The 21,419-nt window shown below is 65.4% G+C and carries 20 protein-coding genes and 1 tRNA gene; 16 read left to right on the plus strand and 5 right to left on the minus strand.

Features of this window, described 5'->3' with window-relative positions; genetic code table 11:
- The first annotated feature begins 582 nt into the window (after positions 1–582).
- The 7 genes from ABJO18_RS07040 to ABJO18_RS07070 all read left to right on the plus strand — a co-directional run bounded on the left by ABJO18_RS07040 (position 583) and on the right by ABJO18_RS07070 (position 8,413).
- Positions 583–1,041, plus strand: a complete 459-nt coding sequence (locus ABJO18_RS07040; protein WP_348508673.1) for a potassium channel family protein — start codon at positions 583–585, stop codon at positions 1,039–1,041.
- 102 nt (positions 1,042–1,143) lie between these two features.
- Entirely contained in the window at positions 1,144–3,153 is a 2,010-nt protein-coding gene (locus ABJO18_RS07045) for an acetyl/propionyl/methylcrotonyl-CoA carboxylase subunit alpha (protein ID WP_348508672.1), read from the plus strand.
- A 79-nt stretch (positions 3,154–3,232) separates the two neighbouring features.
- A complete protein-coding gene (locus ABJO18_RS07050) occupies positions 3,233–3,724 on the plus strand; it encodes a DUF805 domain-containing protein (protein WP_348508671.1) in 492 nt (163 codons plus the stop codon).
- A 79-nt stretch (positions 3,725–3,803) separates the two neighbouring features.
- Positions 3,804–4,265 (plus strand): DUF805 domain-containing protein, encoded by a 462-nt coding sequence (locus ABJO18_RS07055; protein WP_348508670.1) that lies wholly within the window; start codon positions 3,804–3,806, stop codon positions 4,263–4,265.
- A gap of 79 nt (positions 4,266–4,344) precedes the next feature.
- Positions 4,345–4,863 (plus strand): hypothetical protein, encoded by a 519-nt coding sequence (locus ABJO18_RS07060; RefSeq protein ID WP_348508669.1) that lies wholly within the window; start codon positions 4,345–4,347, stop codon positions 4,861–4,863.
- 147 nt (positions 4,864–5,010) lie between these two features.
- The gene (locus ABJO18_RS07065) at positions 5,011–7,161 is read left to right on the plus strand and encodes a TonB-dependent receptor (protein WP_348508668.1); all 2,151 of its coding nucleotides are present in this window, start codon (positions 5,011–5,013) and stop codon (positions 7,159–7,161) included.
- Between the two features lie 7 nt (positions 7,162–7,168).
- The gene (locus ABJO18_RS07070) at positions 7,169–8,413 is read left to right on the plus strand and encodes a PepSY-associated TM helix domain-containing protein (protein ID WP_348508667.1); all 1,245 of its coding nucleotides are present in this window, start codon (positions 7,169–7,171) and stop codon (positions 8,411–8,413) included.
- Positions 8,414–8,424: 11 nt separating this feature from the next.
- Here the strand turns inward: ABJO18_RS07070 and lipB are convergent, their stop codons facing one another.
- Complete coding sequence (lipB, locus tag ABJO18_RS07075) at positions 8,425–9,114, minus strand: lipoyl(octanoyl) transferase LipB (RefSeq protein WP_348508666.1); 690 nt, start codon at positions 9,112–9,114, stop codon at positions 8,425–8,427.
- A 78-nt stretch (positions 9,115–9,192) separates the two neighbouring features.
- Here lipB and ABJO18_RS07080 point away from each other — a divergent pair, with 78 nt between their 5' ends.
- A complete protein-coding gene (locus tag ABJO18_RS07080; RefSeq protein ID WP_271185352.1) occupies positions 9,193–9,441 on the plus strand; it encodes a FliM/FliN family flagellar motor switch protein in 249 nt (82 codons plus the stop codon).
- A 63-nt stretch (positions 9,442–9,504) separates the two neighbouring features.
- Positions 9,505–9,591: transfer RNA gene (locus ABJO18_RS07085), tRNA-Leu, on the plus strand.
- Positions 9,592–10,521: 930 nt separating this feature from the next.
- On the opposite strand, the gene ABJO18_RS07090 is transcribed toward ABJO18_RS07085, so the two are convergent.
- Both ABJO18_RS07090 and ABJO18_RS07095 read right to left on the minus strand, forming a co-directional pair.
- On the minus strand, positions 10,522–10,818 hold the full coding sequence (locus ABJO18_RS07090) for a hypothetical protein (protein WP_348515811.1): 297 nt from the start codon (positions 10,816–10,818) through the stop codon (positions 10,522–10,524).
- 80 nt (positions 10,819–10,898) lie between these two features.
- Positions 10,899–11,027: a hypothetical protein gene (locus tag ABJO18_RS07095; RefSeq protein WP_348515812.1), complete on the minus strand. Its 129-nt coding sequence runs from the start codon at positions 11,025–11,027 to the stop codon at positions 10,899–10,901.
- Positions 11,028–11,409: 382 nt separating this feature from the next.
- On the opposite strand from ABJO18_RS07095, the gene mgtE reads away from it, so the two are divergent.
- The 7 genes from mgtE to ABJO18_RS07130 all read left to right on the plus strand — a co-directional run bounded on the left by mgtE (position 11,410) and on the right by ABJO18_RS07130 (position 18,501).
- Positions 11,410–12,798: a magnesium transporter gene (mgtE, locus tag ABJO18_RS07100; protein WP_348515813.1), complete on the plus strand. Its 1,389-nt coding sequence runs from the start codon at positions 11,410–11,412 to the stop codon at positions 12,796–12,798.
- A 53-nt stretch (positions 12,799–12,851) separates the two neighbouring features.
- Positions 12,852–13,814, plus strand: a complete 963-nt coding sequence (locus ABJO18_RS07105) for a kelch repeat-containing protein (protein WP_348509564.1) — start codon at positions 12,852–12,854, stop codon at positions 13,812–13,814.
- A 62-nt stretch (positions 13,815–13,876) separates the two neighbouring features.
- Positions 13,877–15,679 carry a hypothetical protein gene (locus tag ABJO18_RS07110; protein WP_348515814.1) on the plus strand — a complete coding sequence of 601 codons (1,803 nt, stop codon included), beginning with the start codon at positions 13,877–13,879 and terminating at the stop codon, positions 15,677–15,679.
- Positions 15,680–15,742: 63 nt separating this feature from the next.
- A complete protein-coding gene (locus ABJO18_RS07115) occupies positions 15,743–16,915 on the plus strand; it encodes an isovaleryl-CoA dehydrogenase (RefSeq protein ID WP_348509666.1) in 1,173 nt (390 codons plus the stop codon).
- A 56-nt stretch (positions 16,916–16,971) separates the two neighbouring features.
- Positions 16,972–17,676 carry a flavodoxin family protein gene (locus tag ABJO18_RS07120; protein ID WP_348515815.1) on the plus strand — a complete coding sequence of 235 codons (705 nt, stop codon included), beginning with the start codon at positions 16,972–16,974 and terminating at the stop codon, positions 17,674–17,676.
- 76 nt (positions 17,677–17,752) lie between these two features.
- On the plus strand, positions 17,753–18,244 hold the full coding sequence (locus tag ABJO18_RS07125; RefSeq protein ID WP_348507685.1) for a lysozyme inhibitor LprI family protein: 492 nt from the start codon (positions 17,753–17,755) through the stop codon (positions 18,242–18,244).
- A gap of 23 nt (positions 18,245–18,267) precedes the next feature.
- Positions 18,268–18,501, plus strand: coding sequence for a hypothetical protein (locus tag ABJO18_RS07130; RefSeq protein ID WP_348507684.1), 234 nt, complete (start codon positions 18,268–18,270; stop codon positions 18,499–18,501).
- A gap of 4 nt (positions 18,502–18,505) precedes the next feature.
- Here ABJO18_RS07130 and ABJO18_RS07135 read toward each other — a convergent pair whose 3' ends face one another.
- Positions 18,506–20,254, minus strand: a complete 1,749-nt coding sequence (locus ABJO18_RS07135) for a patatin-like phospholipase family protein (protein WP_348507683.1) — start codon at positions 20,252–20,254, stop codon at positions 18,506–18,508.
- 97 nt (positions 20,255–20,351) lie between these two features.
- On the minus strand, positions 20,352–20,987 hold the full coding sequence (locus tag ABJO18_RS07140) for a hypothetical protein (protein ID WP_348507327.1): 636 nt from the start codon (positions 20,985–20,987) through the stop codon (positions 20,352–20,354).
- Positions 20,988–21,419: the final 432 nt, after the last annotated feature.

Here is a 21,419-nt window from a genome sequence, read left to right on the forward strand (position 1 = left end):
ATGCTGTCACCCACCAGGCGCGGACGAGCTCCGCACGCTCCCGGGCACAAGGGACTGAGCTCATGCCTCCCATCCCGGAAACCGCTGAGGATCTTAAGCGCAGTTGAGCGGGCGGGGATAAGTTTCCGGCCCCGCCCCCACGCACCGTCATTCTGACGAAGGTCAGGATCCAGATCGTAAAGGGAGATTTTCGCCAGGCGGGCTCGGATCGAATGTCGGCGATGTGCGGGATAAGTGCGAGATCGCGGGCACCGCGCCTCATGAACTGGGCCCTGACTTTCGTCAGGGTGACGGTGCTTGTTGCGGCGTTCTCACTCTGTCTTCCACCCGCCACGTTTTCTCCCGGACACCCGCTTTCGCGGGCGCAGGCTTCAGCCTGCGCAGGCAGGCTGCAGATCCGGGACCGACCGAAGATCATCTCAAGCGATGCGTTTCCCGTCGATCCCGGCACTCCGCCCGGCCTTCGCCGGGCTTCCGGCCAGGAAAAATGCTTGCAGGATTGGGGCTGTTGCAGTCCCGGCCCGCTTTCGCAGCGCCTGGGATGCCTGTATCAAGGCTTGGTCCAGCACAGCAGGAGCAGGGATGATTGCGGCATTGGCGGTTTCCGGCGTGATGATCGTGCTGGTCCTGGCTATTCATATGGTCGGGCTGGGCGCGCTTCTGGTGATGATCCGCTGGCGCGGCGACGGTGCGAGCGAGCCGGGGCACCGGCTGTTGCAGGCCGGGCTGATCCTGGCCGTGGTGCTGGGTGTGCTGGGACTGCACGGGATCGAGATCTGGCTGTTTGCCGGCCTCTATCTGCTGCTGGGCGAGATCGGCACGCTGGAGGAGGCGCTGTATTTTTCGGCCTCCACCTTTTCCACGCTGGGCTATGGGGATGTGGTGTTGTCGGCCGGCTGGCGCCTGGTGGCAGCGATGGAGGGGATTACCGGCTTCCTGCTGATCGGCTGGTCGACGGCCTTCCTGGTGTCCGTGGTCGGGCGCTTGCGCGCGCTGGAGGCCGACTGGTTCGCCAGTCCCGGCCGCGAGCGCGCCGACTAGTCTTCCCACCAGTCTCAGTGCAGCGCTTGCCGCGCGGCGGGACGGCACGCTAAACCGGTGCGGCTATTCCGGGCGTCCGCCCGCCATGCTTTGGGGCCGTTCATGTTCAACAAGATACTGATTGCGAACCGTGGCGAGATCGCCGTCCGGGTGATCAAGACCTGCCGCCGTCTCGGGATCGCGACGGTCGCGGTCTATTCCGAGGCGGATGCGGACAGCCTGGCCGTGGAGATGGCGGACGAGGCGGTGTTCATCGGACCGCCGGCGCCGGGCGAAAGCTATCTGGTGCTGGACAAGATCCTCGAGGCCATCAAGCAGACCGGTGCGGATGCGGTGCATCCCGGTTTCGGCTTCCTGTCGGAAAATGCGGCCTTTCCCAAGGCGCTGGCCGAGATCGGCGTGGCCTGGATCGGGCCGAATGTGAATGCGATCGACGCGATGGGCGACAAGATCCGCTCCAAGCAGCTGGCGGCGAAGTCGGGCGTGTCGACCATTCCGGGCGCCGATGGCGAGATCAATGATGCCGAGACGGCGCTGATTGCGGCGCAGAAGATCGGCTACCCGGTGATGCTGAAAGCGTCGGCCGGCGGCGGCGGCAAGGGGATGCGGATCGCCCGCTCGGACGCCGAGGTGAAGGACGGGTTCAAGGCGGCGCGCAACGAAGCGAAATCCTCCTTTGGCGACGACCGTATCCTGATCGAGAAATTCATCGAGGAGCCGCGCCATATCGAGATCCAGGTGCTGGGCGACAAGCACGGGAATGTGGTCCATCTCAATGAGCGTGAGTGCTCGGTGCAGCGGCGCAACCAGAAAGTCCTGGAAGAGGCGCCATCGCCCTTCCTCGATGCCAAGACGCGCAAGGCGATGGGCGAGCAGGCCGTCGCCCTGTCCCAGGCCGTGGATTATGACAGCGCCGGCACGGTCGAGTTCATCGTCGACAAGGACCGCAATTTCTACTTCCTGGAAATGAATACCCGCCTGCAGGTGGAACACCCGGTCACCGAGCTGACCACGGGGCTGGACCTGGTGGAGCAGATGATCCGCTCGGCCGCTGGGGAGAAGCTGGAAATCGCCCAGAAGGACGTGAAGATCGATGGCTGGGCCGTCGAGGCGCGTCTCTATGCGGAAGATCCCTATCGTGGCTTCCTGCCCTCGATCGGCCGTCTCAAGCGCTATTCCATGCCGGAAGAAGGCCAGCTGGGCGAAGGCATGCTGCGCATCGACTCGGGCGTGCGCGAGGGCGACGAGATCTCGCTCTTCTACGATCCGATGATCGCCAAGGTGATCGGCTATGGCAAAACCCGCGAGGCGGCGATCGACACGCTGGCGGCCTCGCTGGACCGGCTGCATGTGGAGGGGCTGCAGTCCAATGCGCCCTTCCTCTCCGCCGTGCTGGACGAGCAGGACTTCCGCGCCGGGCGCATCCATACCGGCTATATCGGCGAGCACTTCCCGGAAGGCTTCCATGGCACCGCGCCGCGCGAGGACCAGCTGGTCGCGATGACGTGCTGTGCGGCCTATGTGCACGAGACGCTGACGCGGCGTGCGGGGCGGATCGAGGGGCGTCTTCGCCCCGAAGAGACGGTGACCACGCGCGAATGGGTGGTCTTCCTCGACAAGCGCCGCATCCCGGTCGAGATCGAGATGCGCGGTGAGGGCGAGGCCACGGTGTGGGCGCCATCGCTGGTTTCGGACAAGCTGACAGTCAGGACGGCCTGGCATCCCGGCCAGCACCTGTTCGAGGCGCAGATCGACGGGCGTTCCGTCGCGCTGGAATTCTCCGACCGGACCGAGGGCTATCTCCTGCGCCATCGCGGCTTCAAGGCGGTCGGCATTGTGTGCACACCGCGCTCGGCCGAGCTGCATGTGCGCCTGCCGGAGAAGGAAAAGCCGGACACTGCCAAGCTGGTCGTCTCGCCCATGCCGGGCCTCGTCGTCGCCATCGAGGTGGCCGAGGGCCAGGAGGTGAAGACCGGCGAACCGCTCATCATCGTCGAGGCAATGAAGATGGAAAACGTCCTGCGCGCGGAAACCGACGGCACCATCAAGGCGATCAAGGTCGAGCCCGGCGCATCCGTCGCCGCAGACGAACTCATGATCGAGTTCGAATAGGACTTCACCCCCGGGGCGGAGTCGTGCGTTACTTGGCCGTCGGGCCCGCTTGGGGGCGTGCTTTCGGGGGAGAGAACCGATGGATCTGCAGTATGTCCTGCTCAATCCGAACGGCCGGATAGCTCAGCGCGAATTCTGGATCGGTGTTGGCCTGCTGATCTGCGGCAATGTGCTGTCCGGCATAATCCCGGCGCTGGGCGGGCTGATCTGGCTGTTCCTGATCTATGTGGGTGTGTGCGTGTACGGCAAGCGCCTGCACGATACCGGCCGCTCGGCCTGGCTGCATCTCATCCCCTGGGCCATCACCCTGGCCCTGACCTCGGTCGGTGGCGTGCTGATGGGCGGCGCGATCCTGACAGCGCTTCTGGCTGGCGATGACTTCAATCCGCTGACCCTGTTCACAGCGGGCAGCGGATTTGCCCTGATGATGGGGCTGAGCAATCTCGTCTGGCTGATCTATACGCTGTGGGTCGGGCTTTCGGCGGGACAGGCAGGCGCGAATGCCTACGGGCCCGCACCGATCCGTATCCTGACGGTCGAACCGGCCGCGCCCTCCGACGAACAGGGCTGACGCAGTCCCGGCGAAATTTGCCGTGCCATTGCGAGCGAGTCGCGCTAGGTGTCGCGCATCGAGCTAACGGGAGACGGACATGGCGCTCAACGACTTCATCATCGATCCCAAGGATGCCCAGCGTATCCTCATCGGCGCGAGCGGCAAGCTCGGCCCGATGGAGTTCGCCCAGGGCCTGGTCGCTATCGTGGCGGCGGCTATTGTTCTGCAATTCATCGCCCTGGTTCCGGCGATCGGCGGGCTGATCAACCTGGTTGGCAGTCTTGCACTACTGTTCTGCTGGGTGTGCATCTTCGCCAAGCGTTTCCACGATGCCGGCCAGTCCGGCTGGATGGCGGGCGCGGCTTTTGTGGCAATGATCGTGATATCGATCGTGCTGAGCATAATCCTTATGCCGGTGATCGTAGGGGCATCGCTGAGCAATCCGGCTGGCTATCAGGCAGCCGGGCTGAGCGCCGCACTGGTCAGCATCATTATCAGCGTGGTGGCAAACGGTGCTGTCGGCTTCTACGCCTACCGTCTCAAGCCGGCCGCCGTCTGACACGGCAAAATCACTTGATCCTGAAGGACGGGGCCGCGATTGTGCGGCCCCGTCTTTATGTGTGGCGTTGGGAGGCACCATGAATCCGCTCGTTCTGTTTCTGCCGATCTATCGTGCGTCGGCGACCGCATTGCTCGCCGGTCTCGCCGTTCTGGCGATTGCCGATTTCGTCCGGATCCAGTTCGGACTGGGGCCGGTGCCCATATGGATCGGCATGCTGGCGGTCTGGTTCTTCGTGCTGTCGCTCTTCATCAATCGCCGCCGCCATGCCGGCCGCGGTGTCGGGCTGGCTTTCCTGCCCCTGGGGCTGGGCATTGTCGGCAAGGGCATTGGCGCGATCGCCGGCCTGATGCCGGGCATCTACAGCGCCATGATCGATTTTGCGGCCGAAAATGGCGTCGATACCTCCGATCAGGTGGCGCTGGCCGAGGCGATGAACGAGCCGGGCTTCCAGCAGGAATTCCAGCGTGCCCTGCAGGAAAACCCCGAAATGCTGGAACAGCTGACCGCGACCACCGGCCTGGCCTCTTTCATCGGCTTCTGGCTGGTGATCCTGGCCTTTGCCATCTGGTTCTCGCGCATGTCGCGCCAGGGCTGACGGCTCACGCCAGCCTGTTTCAAATCAGCAACGCTTTTTGTGCGGCTGCGCCTGACGGGCGCAGCCGCAGTGCGTTGTGCTTGACGGAACGGCTCACAAGTTATTTATGCGTCTCATTCTTAATTGCAGGTTTGAGAGTTGTTCCGCATGACCCGTCTTCTCACGACATCGGCCCTGGCCGGTTGCGCCTTCGCCCTTCTGGCTGTCCCGGCCTTCGCGATTCAGTCCGCGGCTAGCCTGAGCGCCACGCAGTACACCGACGAAGACGTCGTCATCGTCACCGGACGGGCACGCTCGCTCTACCGCGTCGGCGAGATCAGCTCGGGCAAGCTGCCGGTCGAACCGCTGCTGTCCACCCAGACGGTGCAGGTGATCAATGAGCAGCTGATCGAGGACCAGGGCGCACGCGATGCCCAGGATCTCTATCGCAATTTCTCCGGCGTCAGCGTGTTCAGCTATGCCGGTGTGACAGCGCGGGGGTTCCGCCAGGAAGAGATCTATTTCGACGGGCTGCGCGGCGACCCCTATGCCGGCTTCTCGGTGCCGCAGCTGTTCAACGTGTCGCGCGTGGAGTTTCTCAAGGGGCCGGCGGGCATGCTCTACGGTCCGGGCGCACCGGGCGGCCTGTTCAACTACATCACCAAGACGCCGGGCGAGGAATTTGCCGCCCAGACCAGCCTGGTCGCCGGAACCGAAGGCCGCTATGGCGCGTCCGCCGAACTGGAAGGCGGGCTGACCGACCGCGTGTCCGGCCGCGCCGGCGTCTTCTACGAGACGATGAACCAGCCGCGCCGCAATGCCGACAGCACGACGCAAATCTTCGACGCCGGCCTGGCGATCGCGCTGGATCGCGGCCGCATCCTGCTGCAGGCGACACGTTACGATCAGGATCTGGGGGGCAATCGCCTGCGCGGCGTGCCGACGGACGATGCCGGCAACTTCCTCACCGACCGCCGCTGGAACCACAATGAAGACAGCGACTTCCTGCGCCTGGTCTCGAATGTCCTGCAGGCGCGGATCGAGTATGATCTGACCTCCAGCCTCTCCTTCGATGCGGGCCTGCGCTGGAATGAGGGCGAGGAGACGCAGCAATATCACGAGCCGCGCGGCCTGTTCGATTCGGACGGCGATGGCGCGGTCGACGCCTCGATCCGCGAATTTCGCGACCAGGAGCGCGGCAATGAGAGCTGGTCCTTCGGCGCCAATGCGATCTGGAGCCATGCCTTCGGCGCTATCGACAACCGTCTGCTGGCCGGGGTCGACTGGTATACCCAGGAATCCGATTTCCTCGGGTTCAGCCTGCGCGGCCGCAATGTGCCGACCGCTGGTCTGCCGACGCCGCTCAGCCTGTTCACGCCGGAATACGGCGTCACCGACCCGTCGACCTACGCCCTGCCGCCGCGCGCCGGCTATCGCCTGACGCGCAGCGAACAGGAACGCCGGGGCATCTACCTCTTGAACGAGGCCACGATCGGCCGCTTTATCGGTGTGGTCGGTGTGCGCCAGGACCGCTTCGAGGACACCGACCTGATCACCGGTGACGGTTTCCAGGACGAGGCGACGACCTGGCGTGCGGGTGGCGTCTATCGCCTGCGCGAGGACATCTCGCTGTTTGCCCAGTGGGCTGAAAGCTTCGAGCCGCAATCCATCTCCAGCCAGGATCCCCAGGCCGGCGGTCCGTTCGATCCCAGCGCTGGCGAGATCTGGGAAGCGGGCGTGCGCACCGAATTGCTGGACGGGCACGTCCAGTCTTCGGCCTCCATCTACCGCATCGTGCGCTCCAACGTGCTGCAGTCCGACCCGCGCGGCGATGTCGGCAATGACGGTGTGGACGATCTGGTGGCGCTGGGCGAGGTCACCTCGGAGGGCTTCGAGTTCGATGTGACGGCGGACATCACCTCGAACTGGGTCGCGACCGTGTCCTACGCTTACAATGACACGCTGATCACCGGCGATGCCGGGACGAATGCGCTGACCAATTCGGTCGGCGACCGGTTTGCCAATGCGCCGCAGCACACGGCCGGCTTCTGGACCCGCTACCAGTTCCCGCAGATCAATACGGCGGTGGCGCTGGGCGGCGACTATGTCGATGTACGCCAGTCGATCAGCGGCCAGAAAGTGCGGCCCTACGTCGTCTTCGATGCCTCGGTGATCTACGAGACCGACGCCTGGCGAGCGCTGCTGCGGATCGACAACCTGTTCGACGAGACCTATGCGTCGAGCGGCTTCATCGACCGTACCGGCCACTTCCCGGGCGCCCCGCGCTCGGTCTTCGTCGAACTGACCCGGCGCTGGTAGCCCGGCGATGGATGCGCAGGCCGTGACCCGTGAGGCGAACGCACCGGCAGGGCGGAAGGCGAAAGCCCGTTCGGCCTGGTGGCGCGTGCATCAATGGGCCGGCCTGCAGCTGTCGCTGTTCCTTACCTTCGTCTTCCTGACCGGCACGCTGGCCGTCTTCTCCTACGAGATCGACTGGGCGCTGCGCCCGGCGATGTGGGCGGCACCGACAGCGATGGAGGACCGTGCCAGCTGGGGCAGGGTCGGCGAGACCGTCATGGCCGAGACCGGCGGGGAAGGGCGGATGATCGTCTATGCGCCGGTCCATCCGGCGGCGGCCTTCGACGCCGTTCTGCGCCGGGATGGCGTGTCGACGCATGTCTATGTCCATCCGCGCACGGGGGAGATAACCGGCACGGGCCCCTGGGCTGGCGTGCAGCGCTTCCTGCGCAATACCCACCGTCATCTCATGCTGCCGGTGAAATACGGGGTGCCGATCGTCGCGCTGGCGGCGGTCTTCCTGGCGGTGTCGCTGGTGACGTCCTTCTGGGTCTACAAGAAATGGTGGCGCGGTTTCCTGCGTCTGCCGCGCGGCCGCACGGCGCGGGCCTGGATCGGCGATGCGCACCGGGTGGCGGGCGTCTGGTCGCTCTGGTTCGTGGTGCTGATGATCGTCACCGGGCTGTGGTATCTCGTCGAGGTGCTGGGCGCCGGTGCACCGGCCGCCAACGGGGACGATCCGGAACTGCCGGAAACGGCGGGCCTGGAGCGGGAGCTGGGCACAGGCGAAGCCATCGACGCCGGCATTGCCGCCTTGATGGCCCGGCATCCGGACTTCAGGATCGAGGCCGTGTTCTGGCCGCCGGACCGGGAGACGCCCGCCGAAGTGCATGGTCATACCGGGCGCGCCATTCTCGTCCGCCCGCGGGCCAATACGGCCTGGATCGATCCGCGGACCGGGGTGCTGCTCGATGTGGTCGACCCGGCGCGCTTGAGTGCACACCAGCGGATCGCCGAGGCTGCCGACCCGCTGCATTTCGGCACGTTCGGCGGCTACTGGACCAAGGCGCTCTGGTTCCTGTTCGGCGCGGCGCTGACGGCGCTGGCCGGCACCGGTGTAGCGATCTATGCGCTTCGGTTGGCCAAGACGGCGCGCGAGACGCCGGGCTGGCGCCGCGGCCTGGCGCGCAGCTGGCGGGCCATGGGGCCGGCTCGCTGGGTCGCTGCCGGACTGGTCATCCTGCCCTTCGCCCTGACGCCGTTCGTGCTGTAGCCGGGCTGCGATCAGGCGGCGCTTGCAAGAGCCGGTGCGTCGACCCGCCGGGCTTCGCCGAACACATCCAGGAAGGCCAGATGCAAGGCAGCGTCAAAGTCGGCCATTGTCACCTTATGGCCGAGGTCGGCGAGGCTGGTGACGCCATAGCGCGGATCGGAGATGCCGCAGGGCGTGATGCCGCCGAAATGGGACAGGTCCGGATCGACATTGAAGGCGATGCCGTGGAAGGACACCCAGCGGCGCAGGCGTACGCCGATGGCGGCGATCTTGTCCTCGCGGCCGGCGCCGCGATCGACCCAGACACCGACCCGTCCGTCGCGGGGGCCGGCCTCAACACCGAACTGGGCAGCCGCACCGATCAGCCAGCGCTCCAGCGACTGGATGAAGGCGCGCACATCGCGGCCGCGCCGGGTCAGGTCCAGCATCACATAGGCCACGCGCTGGCCCGGCCCGTGATAGGTGTATTCGCCGCCGCGGCCCGTCTCGTAGACGGGAAAGCGGTCAGGCATCAGCAGGTCTTCGCGCCTGGCACTGGTGCCGGCCGTGTAGAGCGGTGCGTGCTCGAGCAGCCAGACCAGTTCCCCGGCCGTGCCGTCGGCAATCGCCGCCGCCCGCGCTTCCATGAAGGCCAGCGCCTGCGGGTAGGGCACCTGGCCCTCGGAGACGGCCCATTCGACCGGCGGTATTGCCTTATCCATTTATCTTAACGCTCGCGAAACCGTATCGGCCCAAACATCGGTCCCGAAGCCGCGAACCGCAAGAGCAGGAGCTCATACGTGAGTCAGATCGGATCCGTCAGCGTTGAAATCTCGGTCCTTCTGGGCCGGTCGCAAATGCCGATCCAGCAATTCCTGCGGATGGGCCGGGGCGCGGTGATTCCCCTGGATACCGGCGAGGACGACCAGGTGTGGATCCTGGCCAATAATCATCCGATCGCCCGTGGCGATGTCATCATCCAGGGCGATCGCGTTGCCGTGTCCATTACCGGGCCCGCCGACGCCAATGAATTCTTTGCTGCTGCATAAAGCGTTGCAGAACACTCTTCACAAGGCGCGGCGATGTTGCTATCTCCCGCGCCTCCATGACGTGCGGTCGTGGCGGAATTGGTAGACGCGCAGCGTTGAGGTCGCTGTGGGGTAAAACCCGTGGAAGTTCGAGTCTTCTCGACCGCACCATCCTTCGCCCTGCGGGCTTCAAGCCTCGTGCGGCAGTCTGCTGAGCGTTTGCTGCGGGTGAAGAAGTGCCCCGACTGAAGCCTTGGTGCTGGAGGGCTGCCGGCGATGTCCTCTCGATACCGGCAACGACCGTTCAAGTCGTTGGCGCGAGGGCGGGTTCTGTTTTCTGGCCGATCGCGCAGCAGATGCGGTGCGCTGGCGTGTGCTGTCAGTTGGGTCGACAGGTGCCGTCTGCATTTCGGCTCGGGTGATCGCAGATCCATCCATTGCCGGCATCGTTGAGGTGAGCGCCTGCGGGAACCTCAACGGGTTCGCAATGCGACAGGGTCTGGCGATAGCCGCGTAAACAATCCCATCCGCCACCGTAGCGGCTGCTGGTGAGGAAGCCGTTTTCGGGAACAGTCACGCGCTGGCAGGCTCCGGCGTGTTCGGTATAGCCGCGTTCGCAGTCCCATCCCGTCCCGAAGCCGGTATCGGTCAGATAGGCGTAGGCAGGAAGCCGGATCGCCTCGCACGCCGGCCCGGCACGGGAATATCCGCGATCGCACTCCCAGCGGGTTCCCGATGCGACAAGGTGGGCATTGCCGGGTGCCGTGACGGCGATGCAGGCGGCATCGTCACGCCGGAACCCGTACCGGCAGTGCCAGCCCCGGTCGTAGAGTCCGGCGGTGGCATAGGCATTGTCGGGGATTGCGACGGGTATGCACGCGTGCCCCTCGCCGGTTCGATAGCCCGGGGCGCAGTTCCCGCCCGCACTGCCGAGACCGGCTTGATCCGGTGGCCGGGTGTCCTGCGCCAGGGCGGACGCCGCGGTTAAGAGGCATGCGGTCGACGCCAGGGCCAGGCAGACCTCGCGCGACCGGCGACGGCCTGACGCCCGGGCCGGACGTTCGACGGTGCGCTCCGGGGTGGAAGGTCGGGAGGGGTGGTTTAAGAGGCGGTCATCCCTTCATCCTCGGCACGATCGAGACCGTCACGATCCGTGGCAAGCGCGGCGGCCAGCTCTGACGGAACGATCTCGACCGGCCGTGGCAAGCCGGACCACCCGCGCCGGCCGAGCGCAATCATGCGCGTGTGAACACGGCGAAAGGCCTGAAATGACAAGCTGGAAATCGACTCGTCCGAGGCTTCGACTGCGTAGGTGCCGGCCGGCCATTCGCCGTCTGTACTGTCGAGGCGGAACGGGCTTCTGAAGGTAACCCAGGTGGTCGAAATACGATGCATCATGATGTGTCCCTTCCCTGCTCGATGAAGTGGTGCGCCGCCCGGCGACCGGGTGGCGTTCTGGTCGCCGGGCGGTGGCTAGCCTAGCTTTGGCTGGACTTGGTGTCCGGCGTGCTGGGCTTGGCCTCGGGAGTGCCGGCGGCTTTTTCCTGAGGCGCCTGAACGGGATTCACAGGGCTTTTCTTGGACTTTTCGTGCTTATTGTCGGTCATAATATCTTCTTTCTAAATATTCGAACAAATTTGTCCGAGTAAAAAAAGTACTATAATTTATCAAAAGTGCAACTAAATTAAAATATATAATTGGCATTTATATCTTTTTGCGTCCCATTTTATATATTTTTCTTGTCTTTCGTGACTTGCGCTTTTCAGTATGTTTTCTGCAGCAAACAGCGGCCGGTTTTGCGAAGGAGCGCGGGCCGAGCGGGTTCTGGGCGCAGATCCTGGGTGCCGATGGCGCCCGGGAGCAAACGGCTGCAGGCTCCGGGCGTGTAAATTCTCTGCAAATTTCCGCATTTGCGACGGCACCCGGTCTCGATTTCGAACCGATCCAGCCCTAGTGTAGGACGCATGGCGACACGGTAAGGAGGATCAGATGGGCGAAGCCGCATTCGAAGACGACCTCCCCGTCGATTCTCATGCCCTGGCCGATGTCGATCCCGAATTCGTCGGCAATCTCCGGCAGGCCATTGCCGATCGCGATGGCGACGCGATCCGGCGCATGCTGGCGCCGCTGCACGCCGCCGACATCGCCGACGTGCTCGAACAGCTCACCGCCGGGCAGCAGGAGGGCGTTGCGACGCTCGCGCCCGATATCTTCACCGGTGAAGTGCTCGCCGAGATCGAGCCGGACACGCGTGAAGTCGTCATGGCCTATCTGGACCCGTCGCATCTGGCGGCGGCGATCCAGGAACTCGACTCGGACGATGCCACCGAGGTTGTCGAGGAGCTCGACCCGGAGACCCGGGCGGCCGTTCTGGCGGAAATCTCCGAGATCGACCGTCAGGCGGTCGAGCAGAGCCTGGCCTTCGAGGACGAGACGGCCGGCCGTCTCATGCAGCGCGAATTCGTTGCCGCGCCGGAATTCTGGTCGGTCGGGCATGCGCTCGACCATATGCGGGCCTCGGATGATTTGCCGGACAAGTTCCACGATCTCTTCGTCATCGATACCGGCTTCCGCCCGGTCGGCGAGATCCCGGTCTGCCGCCTCCTGAGCGCGCGGCGCGATGTGGCCCTGTCGGACCTGATGGAGCCGCCACGCATCCTCGTGGACCCGGAGACCGACCAGGAAGAGGTCGCCTACCTGTTCCAGAAATACCATCTGGTCTCCGCGCCGGTGGTCGACAGTGCCGGGCGGCTGACCGGTATGCTGACGCTGGACGATATCGTTCACGTCATCCAGGACGAGAACAAGGAAGACATGCTCGCCCTGGCCGGTGTGAACGAGGCGGGCCTGGCCGACACCGTGGTGCGCTCCGTGCGCTCGCGGGCGCCCTGGCTGCTGGTCAATCTGGCTACGGCAGTGCTGGCGTCCGGTGTGATCGCCCTGTTCGAGGGCGCGATCTCACAGGTCGTTGCGCTCGCCGTGCTGATGCCGATCGTGGCCTCGATGGGCGGCAATGCCGGTACCCAGTCGCTCGCCGTTGCGGTGCGCTCGATTGCCGAGCGCGATCTGACCGCGGCCAACGCCATGCGGGTGATCTGGCGCGAACTGGCAACCGGCACGGTCAACGGGCTCATTTTTGCGGTCGTGATGGGCGCGGTGACCATCCTGTGGTTCCAGGACGTCGCACTGGCGAGCGTGATCGCCATCGCCATGGTGCTGAACCTCGCCTGCGCCGGCCTGTCCGGCATTCTCGTGCCGCTGGGCCTGGTGCGCGCCGGCGCCGACCCGGCCGTAGCCTCGTCGGTCTTTGTGACCACAGTGACCGATGTGGTCGGTTTCCTGGCCTTTCTGGGACTGGCGACACTGGTCCTGTTGTGATGATATTAGGGGGTGTCCCGGCAACGGGCCCCCGGCTGACGAATGGTGACAGCGTGCGTGTTTTGACAGGTCTTGTAGCGGTGCTTCTGGCATCCGGTCCGGCTGTTCTGGCCCAGGACGTCGCGGATGGCGGGCATTGGGAAGAGACGGCCCGGCTGGACGCGCCGCGCGCGGGTCTTGCCGTTGTGGTGCATGACGGCCGGATCTTTGCCGCTGGCGGTTCGGGCCTGACATCGCCGCGCGACGAGTTCGAAAGCTATGATCCCGGCTATGAGCGCTGGTTCCCGGAAACGCCGCTGCCGCGCGGGCTCGAGCATTTCGGCATGGCAGCGACCGGCGAGCGCATCTACGCCGCTGGCGGTTATGCCGCTGACGAAACCGCGGTGGTCGGTCCCAGTGCGCGCATGTGGTCCTTCTCCATCGAGGGCAATATCTGGCAGAGCGAAGCCGCCATGCCGGCGCCGAAGGCGGATTTCTCGCTGGTTGCCGTCGAAGGTCAGCTCTATGCCATTGGCGGTGTGCGCGATGACGTATCCGTTTTTGTCTTCGACCCGGAAGCCAGCGAATGGTCGACCCTGGAGGCCCCGGAAGGGATCACCCGCCGGGGCACCGCGGCTGTCGTGATCGATGGCCGCGTCCATGTCCTGGGCGGCGCGACGACAGAGGGCGCTGTCGACCGGCACGATGTATTCGACCCGCAAAGCGGTGAATGGACGACCGGACCGGCGCTGCCGGGTGGCCGGTCGGGGCTGGCGGCGGTTGTCCGGGCCGGCCGGATCCATGTCTTCGGCGGCCGTGCAGCAGACGGCGGCGCCACGCTGCAGGATCATGTGTCCTGGGCGCCGGGCGAAAGCGGCTGGCGCGAGGAAGCAGCCATGCCGTCGCCGCGAACCGGCGCTGATGCCGCTCTGCTGGGCGGCGATATCTTTCTGGTCGGTGGCGGTTCGGGCGGCGGATTCTTCGCGCCTTTCACCGCCATCGGCACGACGGACGTCTTCCGCGGACCGCAGGACTAGCGCTGCGGCGCCCCGCTTGCAGGGGGAGTGGACAGGGCCAGGGCAATGTCTCGAAACGGAACATGACAAAACCGCAGTTGAAATCCTCTCCGGCCGCGCGTGAGCTGATCAAGCGGTTCGAACCTTTCCGCGAGACGGCGATCCGTGGGGCGGACGGCCGTTGGGTCGTGGGCTATGGCCACCGGGCCGCAGCGCGCGGCGGTATCAAGGTCTCCGAGGAAGAGGCGTCGCTGCTGCTGATCTACGACGTCATGCAGGCCGAAACGGCGATCGACGAGATCGCGGACATTCCGCTGGCGCGCGGACAGCGCGACGCGCTGGTTTCCTTCATTCATGATATCGGCCGTGACGCTTTCCGCAATTCCGACGTTGCCCGCTATCTCTATGAGGGTCGTCTGGACGCCGCCGCCGAGGCGCTGGCTGCGCATGGTGACGGCACCAGTGCGCGCCGCGAGGCAGAAAGCCGGGCTTTCCTGGACGCGATGGTGCCGGCGCGGGCCGAGCGTCCCTCAGTCGAGCTGGTAATCAAGGTCGAGCACCCCCGCGAGGAGCGTGTGCTGGAAGGCGCCATTGCCGGCGGCCGGGACGAACCGGTCGAGGATTATGCACCGCCGCCTCCGCCCATGCCGGACCGCCGCATCTCCAGCCGCGCCGAAGCCGAAGCGGAGATCGCCCGCATCCTCGCCACGGTCGAGGCCATGCCGCTGGAAGAGCGCGAGGCGCTGGCGGACGATCACGACATGGCGTCGGTGGAAGCCGCTGTCTCGGACATGAGCGACGCGCCGGTCGAGGCTGCCTATGAGGCGGTGGACGAGGACGATATCGCTGCTGAACAGCCGGCTGAAGCTGTGCTGGAGGAGGCTGTCGAGCCTCCGGTCGAAGATCTGGCCGTTGAGGTTGAAACCGAAGCGAGCACGCCCGAAGCGCTGGTTGCGGCCCGCATGAGCGAGGAACTGGCCGAAGCCGTTTCGGAGGAGCCCGAAGCTGCTGAGCCGGCCTTCGATCTGCCGGCGGATACAGCGCTTGGCTTCGCCCTTATCGCACTGCCGGGTCTTGAGGCTGTCGAGGTCGAAGAGGTTGCCTCTGAAGTGCCGGCCCCGGCCGAGGAAACCGCTGCGCCGGTCGCGCCGGTGCCGGAACTGCCCCTGCGGGTCGAGTTGGGCTATGCCTTCACCTCGGTGATGACGGCCCGTTTCCGGCCAAACCCGACCGATGGCGATGTCATGGTGCCGACTGCTGTTCGGCAGCGCGAAGCCGAGCCGGAAGAAGCCGAGACAGCCGCTGAAGATACGGCACCCGTCGCGGAAAACGAAGTGGCCGAGCCTGTCGAGACCGAGCCTGCACCGGAAGCGGCAATCACGGAAATCGTCGAGCGCGCCGTTGCCGTTGCCGGTCAGGACACACCGCCGCCGCATGCCTCGAACGTGCCGGCCGAAAGCCATGGCGCCGTCGGCGAGGTCGAGGCCGAGCGTGACGAGACCGAAGACGCCGAAATCGAAGTCCGGCAGGATGATCTGCTCGAGGGCGACGATCCTCTGATCCAGGATTCTGACGAGGACAGTTTTTCGCCGCGCGATCTGGCCGCCGATCTGCCGCCGGAGACCGAGGAAAAGCCGGTCGGCAAGTCCGACGATGGCAGCTGGGGCTATATCGCCTCGCTGGCAGCCGGCGCCGTGGTGACGGCCTTCGGTGCGGTGATGACCTGGGGCGATTGGGGCCGGATGTGGTCCGAGCGCAGCCTGACCGGGGATGCCTGGGCGCTGATTGCAGGTGTTTTCCTCATGCTGGCGGCTGCGTGGTCGCTTGGCTCGGTATGGCTGGGACGGTTGAAAAAAAATCGGCGTGTTACCGTCGAAGCCCGGTAAAGTTTTCCACGCGTTTCACGCCTCTATCTTGACCGGTCCCGTCCGCGTGATACATCGCGCAACATGATTTCGAACCAATACCCCACGCTTGATTTCCACCTGGGCGACACCGCGGACATGATCCGCGACACCGTCCGTTCCTTTGCTTCCGACGAGATCGCGCCGCGCGCGGCCGAAATCGACCAGACCGACGTCTTCCCGCACGATCTGTGGCGCAAGATGGGCGATCTCGGCCTTCTGGGCATCACCGTCGAGGAAGAGCTCGGCGGATCCGGTCTGGGCTATCTGGAACATGTCGTGGCGATGGAAGAGATTTCCCGCGCCTCGGCCTCGGTGGGCCTGTCCTATGGCGCCCACTCCAATCTGTGCGTCAACCAGCTGCGCCGCTGGGGCAATGACGCCCAGAAGACGAAATACCTGCCCAAGCTGATGTCCGGCGAGCATGTCGGTTCGCTGGCCATGTCCGAGCCGGGCGCCGGGTCCGACGTCGTCTCAATGCGCCTGAAAGCCGAGAAGAAGGGCGACCGCTACGTCCTCAACGGCGCGAAGATGTGGATCACCAATGCGCCGTCGGCCGACACGCTGATCGTCTATGCCAAGACCGATGCCGATGCCGGTTCGCGCGGCATTTCCGCCTTCATCATCGAGAAGGACATGAAGGGCTTCTCCGTCGCCCAGAAGCTCGACAAGCTGGGCATGCGAGGTTCGGAGACCGGCGAGCTGGTGTTCGAGGATTGCGAGGTCCCCGAAGAGAATGTCATGGGTCCGCTCAATGGCGGTGTGGAAGTGCTGATGTCGGGTCTCGACTATGAGCGCGCCGTGCTCTCCTCCGGCCCGGTCGGCATCATGCAGGCCTGCATGGACGTGGTGATGCCCTATATCCGCGAGCGCAAGCAGTTCGGCCGCTCGATCGGCGAATTCCAGCTGGTCCAGGGCAAGCTGGCCGACATGTATGTGCGCATGAACGCCACGCGCGCCTATGTCTATGCCGTCGCCCAGGCCTGCGATCGCGGCCAGACGACGCGCAAGGACGCTGCGGGTGCCATCCTCTATGCCGCCGAGAACGCCACCCAGATGGCGCTGGACGCAATCCAGCTCTTGGGCGGCAACGGCTATATCAACGAATATCCCACGGGCCGCTTGCTTCGCGACGCCAAGCTCTACGAGATCGGCGCCGGAACGTCGGAGATCCGCCGCTGGCTGATCGGCCGGGAACTGTTCGGCGAGACAGCGTAGGGCAGTCGCCGCTCGGTATATGCTAAGCTCCGGGAGAATCTCCCGGAGCTTTTTTCATGGCCGACTATTCCGATCTCAAAGCCGTCTTCATCAACTGCACGCTGAAGAAATCGCCGGACGTCTCCAATACCGAAGGCCTGATGAAGGTCTCGCAGGCGATCATGGACAAGCAGGGCGTGGCGACGCAGATGATCCGTCTTGTCGATCACGACATTGCCCATGGCGTCTATCCGGACATGACCGAACATGGCTGGGAGCGCGATGACTGGCCGCTGATCTGGGCGCATGTGAAGGCGGCGGACATCCTCGTGGTTGGCACGCCGATCTGGCTGGGCGAGGAAAGCTCGGTCGCCCGCATGCTGATCGAGCGCCTCTATGCCCAGTCCGGCGACATGAACGCGAAGGGCCAGTATGGCTACTACGGCAAGGTTGGCGGTTGCATCGTCACGGGCAATGAGGACGGCATCAAGCATGTCGCGATGAGCGTGCTCTATGCGCTCCAGCATGTCGGCTACACGATCCCGCCGCAGGCCGACGCCGGCTGGATCGGCGAGGCGGGGCCGGGACCGTCCTATCTGGACCCGTATTCCGGCGGGCCGCAGAATGACTTCACCCAGCGCAACACGACTTTCATGAGCTGGAACCTCATGCATCTGGCCGCGCTGCTCAAGCGCAATGGCGGCTTGCCGGCGGAGGGCAATTCGCGGCGCGCGTGGGATGACGGCGCCCGCTTCGACCATCCCAATCCGGAATACCGCTGAGCGTTCTGCCGCCCGCGGGGAACCGGTGCGTCAGGCGGCCGTTCCTGTTAGGCTCCCGGCCGCCACGAGGTTGCCCATGATGCTGATATCCATTCTTGCCGCCACCACACTGCTCGCCGCACAGGGCGACAAGCCTGTCCCGGCTCCGGCCAGCATAATGCCGCAGTTGGGCGCGTCGGATACGGTTGCGATGTGTCTGGGACGGCAGGACGGAACGTCGCGCGCCTGTATCGGCGATTTCACCGAGGCCTGCATCCGTCTGAACGAGGATGGCGGGACGAATGCCGGCATGATTGGCTGTACCGCGCAGGAGCTCGAGGCCTGGGATGCCGCGCTCAACGAGGCCTATGATGCCTTGCGCGTACGCCATGACGGGGCACGCGCGGCGGCGCTGCGTGACGCGCAGCGCGCCTGGATCGCCAAACGCGATGCCGATTGTGCCTTTCTCGCCTCGATCTTCGAAGGCGGCAGTCATGCCAGCCTGGAACAGACGAGTTGCGTGATGACCGAGACCGCCGAGCGCACCATCGTGCTGCGCGACTGGTCCGACAACTACCCGCCCTTCTAGGCGGCGCGGTCGGGGGAAGCGAGATGGGTGGGCTGATCCGGTTTCTGGGCGACATTCTCAAACCCCTGCTGACGCTGCTGGTCACGGTCGTGGGGCTGGCGTTTGCCGTGTCTGTCTTCAGCCCGGCGGTCGACAATGCCATCGAGACGCGCCTGCCGGTCTGGACCCGGCTGGATCCCGCCCAGGACCGCGTGCGGGCCTGGCTCGGACTGGAAGTGGAGGATGAGCCGGCCTGGTGGCAGTTCTGGCGCGACTAGGCGGTCAGGCCCCGGCCGGTACCGGCAGGCCCAGCCGCGCACGCATCTCGTCATTGATGCCGGCCAGCATGTCCTGTGTGGCTTCGTAACCCGCCTCGACCACCTCGTCGAACCGGTCCCACTGCCGGATATCGACCGGCGTGTCGGGCAGGATGAGCAGGTCGGCGGCTTCGCGTCCGACATCGCGATGGTCGGCCACCCCGACCGTGGCAGCGCGCATCAGCAGGGAGGCGATCGGCGGCGGGGATTTCAGCCCGTGCCGCCGCACCCAGCCGAAAAAGCTCGGCGGATCGATGAAATCGTCCGGATTGAGGCCCTGGGCGCGGGTGACATCGACCCCGACGACCGCGCCGCGATGGAAGGCGCGCATCTCGCGGGCCGGGAAATTGGTGAAGACGGCGCCATCGACCAGGATCTGGCCGTGCAGCACGACGGGCGGCAAGAGGCCGGGAATGGCGATCGAGGCACGCAATGCATCGCGCAGGCGGCCGGACCGGTGCACATGCGGCCGGCCGGAGGCCAGGTTCGAGGACAGGCAAAAATAGGGGCGCACCAGTTCGGCGATCTCGACATCCCCGAAATGCTCTTTCAGGCGCCGGTCGACCTTCTCGCCCCGCGCCATGGAGATGACGGGGAGGGTCCAGTCGTCCAGCGGATTGGTCTCGACAAAGGCCTTGCGTATCCGCCAGTCCAGCTCGTCATCGCTCCAGTCGAGTGCAATCCCTGCGGCGACAATCGCGCCCATCGAGGCGCCGCCGACAAAATCGAGCGGTACACCGGCTTCGCGAAGCGCCCGGATCGCACCGAGATGGGCATAGGCGCGAGCGCCGCCACCCGACACGACGAGGCCGACAGACTTGCCGGCGAGGGTGCGGGCGAGGCGGGCCGTGTCGGCGACATGCTGGTCCTGGCGCCAGTGGAAGACGCGTGCGGCGTCCGAGGCATTGGCCCATTCCTGCGGCCGTGAGGCAGCGGTCACACCGCCGGGATGCAGGAGAACCACGTCGAGCAGTTTCAGCCGCATGGCGGGCGAGGGATCATCCGGCAGGAGCGGGGTCGAGGGCCGCGCATCGGCCCTGGCGAACAGCCACATCCGGTCGGCCCGGCCCATCGCGCGGCGTGCCCAGCCCGGATCGGAGAAGCGTGCGACCAGCAGGACGACATCATGGTCCTGCTCCAGCGCATCGAGCTGGCTGGCGCTCCAGTCGGCACACGTCTCGTTGGCGATGGCGCAGCTGGTGCCGATTGTCTTGAGGGCGGCCTTGAGCTCACGCGCGCGGTAGTCGAGGTCGATGGTCGGCGAGGTCGAGATCAGGGCGAAGACACGCGGCTCCGATCCGGCCGACCGGTTGGGTCCGCGCAGGCGCGCCAGCATCATGCGGGACAGTTCGCGCATCAGGCTGGCATGTTTGGAGGTAAGGCGTTCGAAACTGGCCTTGGGCAGGCGGATCAGCTCGCTGTCACGCAGGGCGTAGACGCTGGCCGAATGCGGGGTCTCGTCCAGCAGCGACATTTCGCCGACGGGCTCGCCGGCGCGGATGTAGCCGATCAGGTCCGGCCGCCCCAGGGCGCCGTCCCGGAAGGCGGCCAGTGCACCGGAGCGGACCAGATAGAAGGCGTCGGCATCATCGCCCTCGCGGAACAGGAGCTTGCCGGCCGGCAGGCAGAACCATTCCACCTCGTGCTCGACGGCATCGAGCACCGATTTCTCGATCCGGTTGAGAAAGGGCAGGAAGGACAGGTTGAGGGGCATGGTGCGCCGATCATGAAGATTCGACGCCTACTCTAGGGGGGACGCGGGGCGATATGAAGGGGGATGGACGTGGGTGGCGTCCACGCCGGGCGCAGCGCTAGAAGCGGCGGCGCAGCACCAGATGGCCGACCGGGCGGACGGAGCGGCCCTGGGTTTCGCCGACGGCCTCGACATCCATCCTGTCGAGATCCTCCAGCAGCGGCAGGTTCTCGCCGGTATCCGGATCGAACAGCACCATCCGGTCTTCACCGGAGTCCTGGAAATAGGCGCCACCTTCCACCGTCACGCTCCAGTCGTCGATCGTCCGGACAGTGACGCCGGCACCGAAATAGCGCGTCAGGCGCTCGATCTGACTGGGATTGGCGGTTTCGGCCAGTTCGGCGTGCGGGAAGACGTCGGGGCGCTGGCGAGTGTCGCGAGCCCAGAGCGGATAGCGGGCCCGATCATTGGGCGCGATCGTGCCGGCCGACAGGTAGAATTCGTCGCCGAAGGGATAGAAGTCGATCTGGCCGGCGATGGCAGAAATCTCGCGGTCGCCTCCGGTCTGGCCGGAGCCGATGACGACGGGCGTGCCGCTGGATGATTCCGTCGTGATCCGCCAGCGCACGGCACCGGGGTTCTCGACGCTGGCCGGAGCGGTCAGCCAGGCCTCGGAATCGATGGCGGACTGCGCCATGGCAGGGGCACAGAGTGCGGCTGCAAAGCCTATGGAAACAACAATTTGCTTACGCATTGCTCCCTCCCGCGAACGAAATCGGGACTTCACAGAACGCGTGAAGATCACGCCTGTGAGCCTGCGAGCGGAGGCCTGAATCACTCGTTAACCCGGCCACGCACTCATTTTTCATTCGCCCTGCCCGCCCTGTCCCGGCGGTCCGTGTCAGACATTGCCGGAGAAGTGTGACGGCGCCAAGGCATTCCGCCGAAACAACGTGGGAAACGCGGTTGCGTTCCTAACTAAGCAACAACTTTTCCGCATTCCGTTCGATCTGTGTTGGCCCGGCGCAAGGCCTGCGGCGGGCCAGATGCCGGCGAATCAGTTCGGGCCCGGAGCGAGAGGAGGAAGGAAGAAACCGGTTGATTGCGCATGGTCTTGTCCCGATGGGCCTGTGCCGGGAAAGATGCGTGCTGAAACCGCTTTGGATGCAGCAACAATTGCGCTCGG

The organism is Maricaulis sp. (assembly GCF_039978735.1).
Lineage (GTDB): Bacteria > Pseudomonadota > Alphaproteobacteria > Caulobacterales > Maricaulaceae > Maricaulis.

Coding starts and splice junctions, on each gene's coding strand:
- ABJO18_RS07135 (WP_348507683.1), bottom strand. CDS start 20,254: ATGCCCCTCAACCTGTCCTTCCTGCCCTTTCTCAACCGGATCGAGAAA.
- ABJO18_RS07055 (WP_348508670.1), top strand. CDS start 3,804: ATGGCGCTCAACGACTTCATCATCGATCCCAAGGATGCCCAGCGTATC.
- ABJO18_RS07095 (WP_348515812.1), bottom strand. CDS start 11,027: ATGACCGACAATAAGCACGAAAAGTCCAAGAAAAGCCCTGTGAATCCC.
- ABJO18_RS07125 (WP_348507685.1), top strand. CDS start 17,753: ATGATGCTGATATCCATTCTTGCCGCCACCACACTGCTCGCCGCACAG.
- ABJO18_RS07060 (WP_348508669.1), top strand. CDS start 4,345: ATGAATCCGCTCGTTCTGTTTCTGCCGATCTATCGTGCGTCGGCGACC.
- ABJO18_RS07115 (WP_348509666.1), top strand. CDS start 15,743: ATGATTTCGAACCAATACCCCACGCTTGATTTCCACCTGGGCGACACC.
- ABJO18_RS07120 (WP_348515815.1), top strand. CDS start 16,972: ATGGCCGACTATTCCGATCTCAAAGCCGTCTTCATCAACTGCACGCTG.
- ABJO18_RS07050 (WP_348508671.1), top strand. CDS start 3,233: ATGGATCTGCAGTATGTCCTGCTCAATCCGAACGGCCGGATAGCTCAG.
- ABJO18_RS07070 (WP_348508667.1), top strand. CDS start 7,169: ATGGATGCGCAGGCCGTGACCCGTGAGGCGAACGCACCGGCAGGGCGG.
- ABJO18_RS07110 (WP_348515814.1), top strand. CDS start 13,877: ATGACAAAACCGCAGTTGAAATCCTCTCCGGCCGCGCGTGAGCTGATC.
- ABJO18_RS07040 (WP_348508673.1), top strand. CDS start 583: ATGATTGCGGCATTGGCGGTTTCCGGCGTGATGATCGTGCTGGTCCTG.
- ABJO18_RS07065 (WP_348508668.1), top strand. CDS start 5,011: ATGACCCGTCTTCTCACGACATCGGCCCTGGCCGGTTGCGCCTTCGCC.
- ABJO18_RS07130 (WP_348507684.1), top strand. CDS start 18,268: ATGGGTGGGCTGATCCGGTTTCTGGGCGACATTCTCAAACCCCTGCTG.
- ABJO18_RS07045 (WP_348508672.1), top strand. CDS start 1,144: ATGTTCAACAAGATACTGATTGCGAACCGTGGCGAGATCGCCGTCCGG.
- ABJO18_RS07090 (WP_348515811.1), bottom strand. CDS start 10,818: ATGATGCATCGTATTTCGACCACCTGGGTTACCTTCAGAAGCCCGTTC.
- ABJO18_RS07140 (WP_348507327.1), bottom strand. CDS start 20,987: ATGCGTAAGCAAATTGTTGTTTCCATAGGCTTTGCAGCCGCACTCTGT.
- mgtE (WP_348515813.1), top strand. CDS start 11,410: ATGGGCGAAGCCGCATTCGAAGACGACCTCCCCGTCGATTCTCATGCC.
- lipB (WP_348508666.1), bottom strand. CDS start 9,114: ATGGATAAGGCAATACCGCCGGTCGAATGGGCCGTCTCCGAGGGCCAG.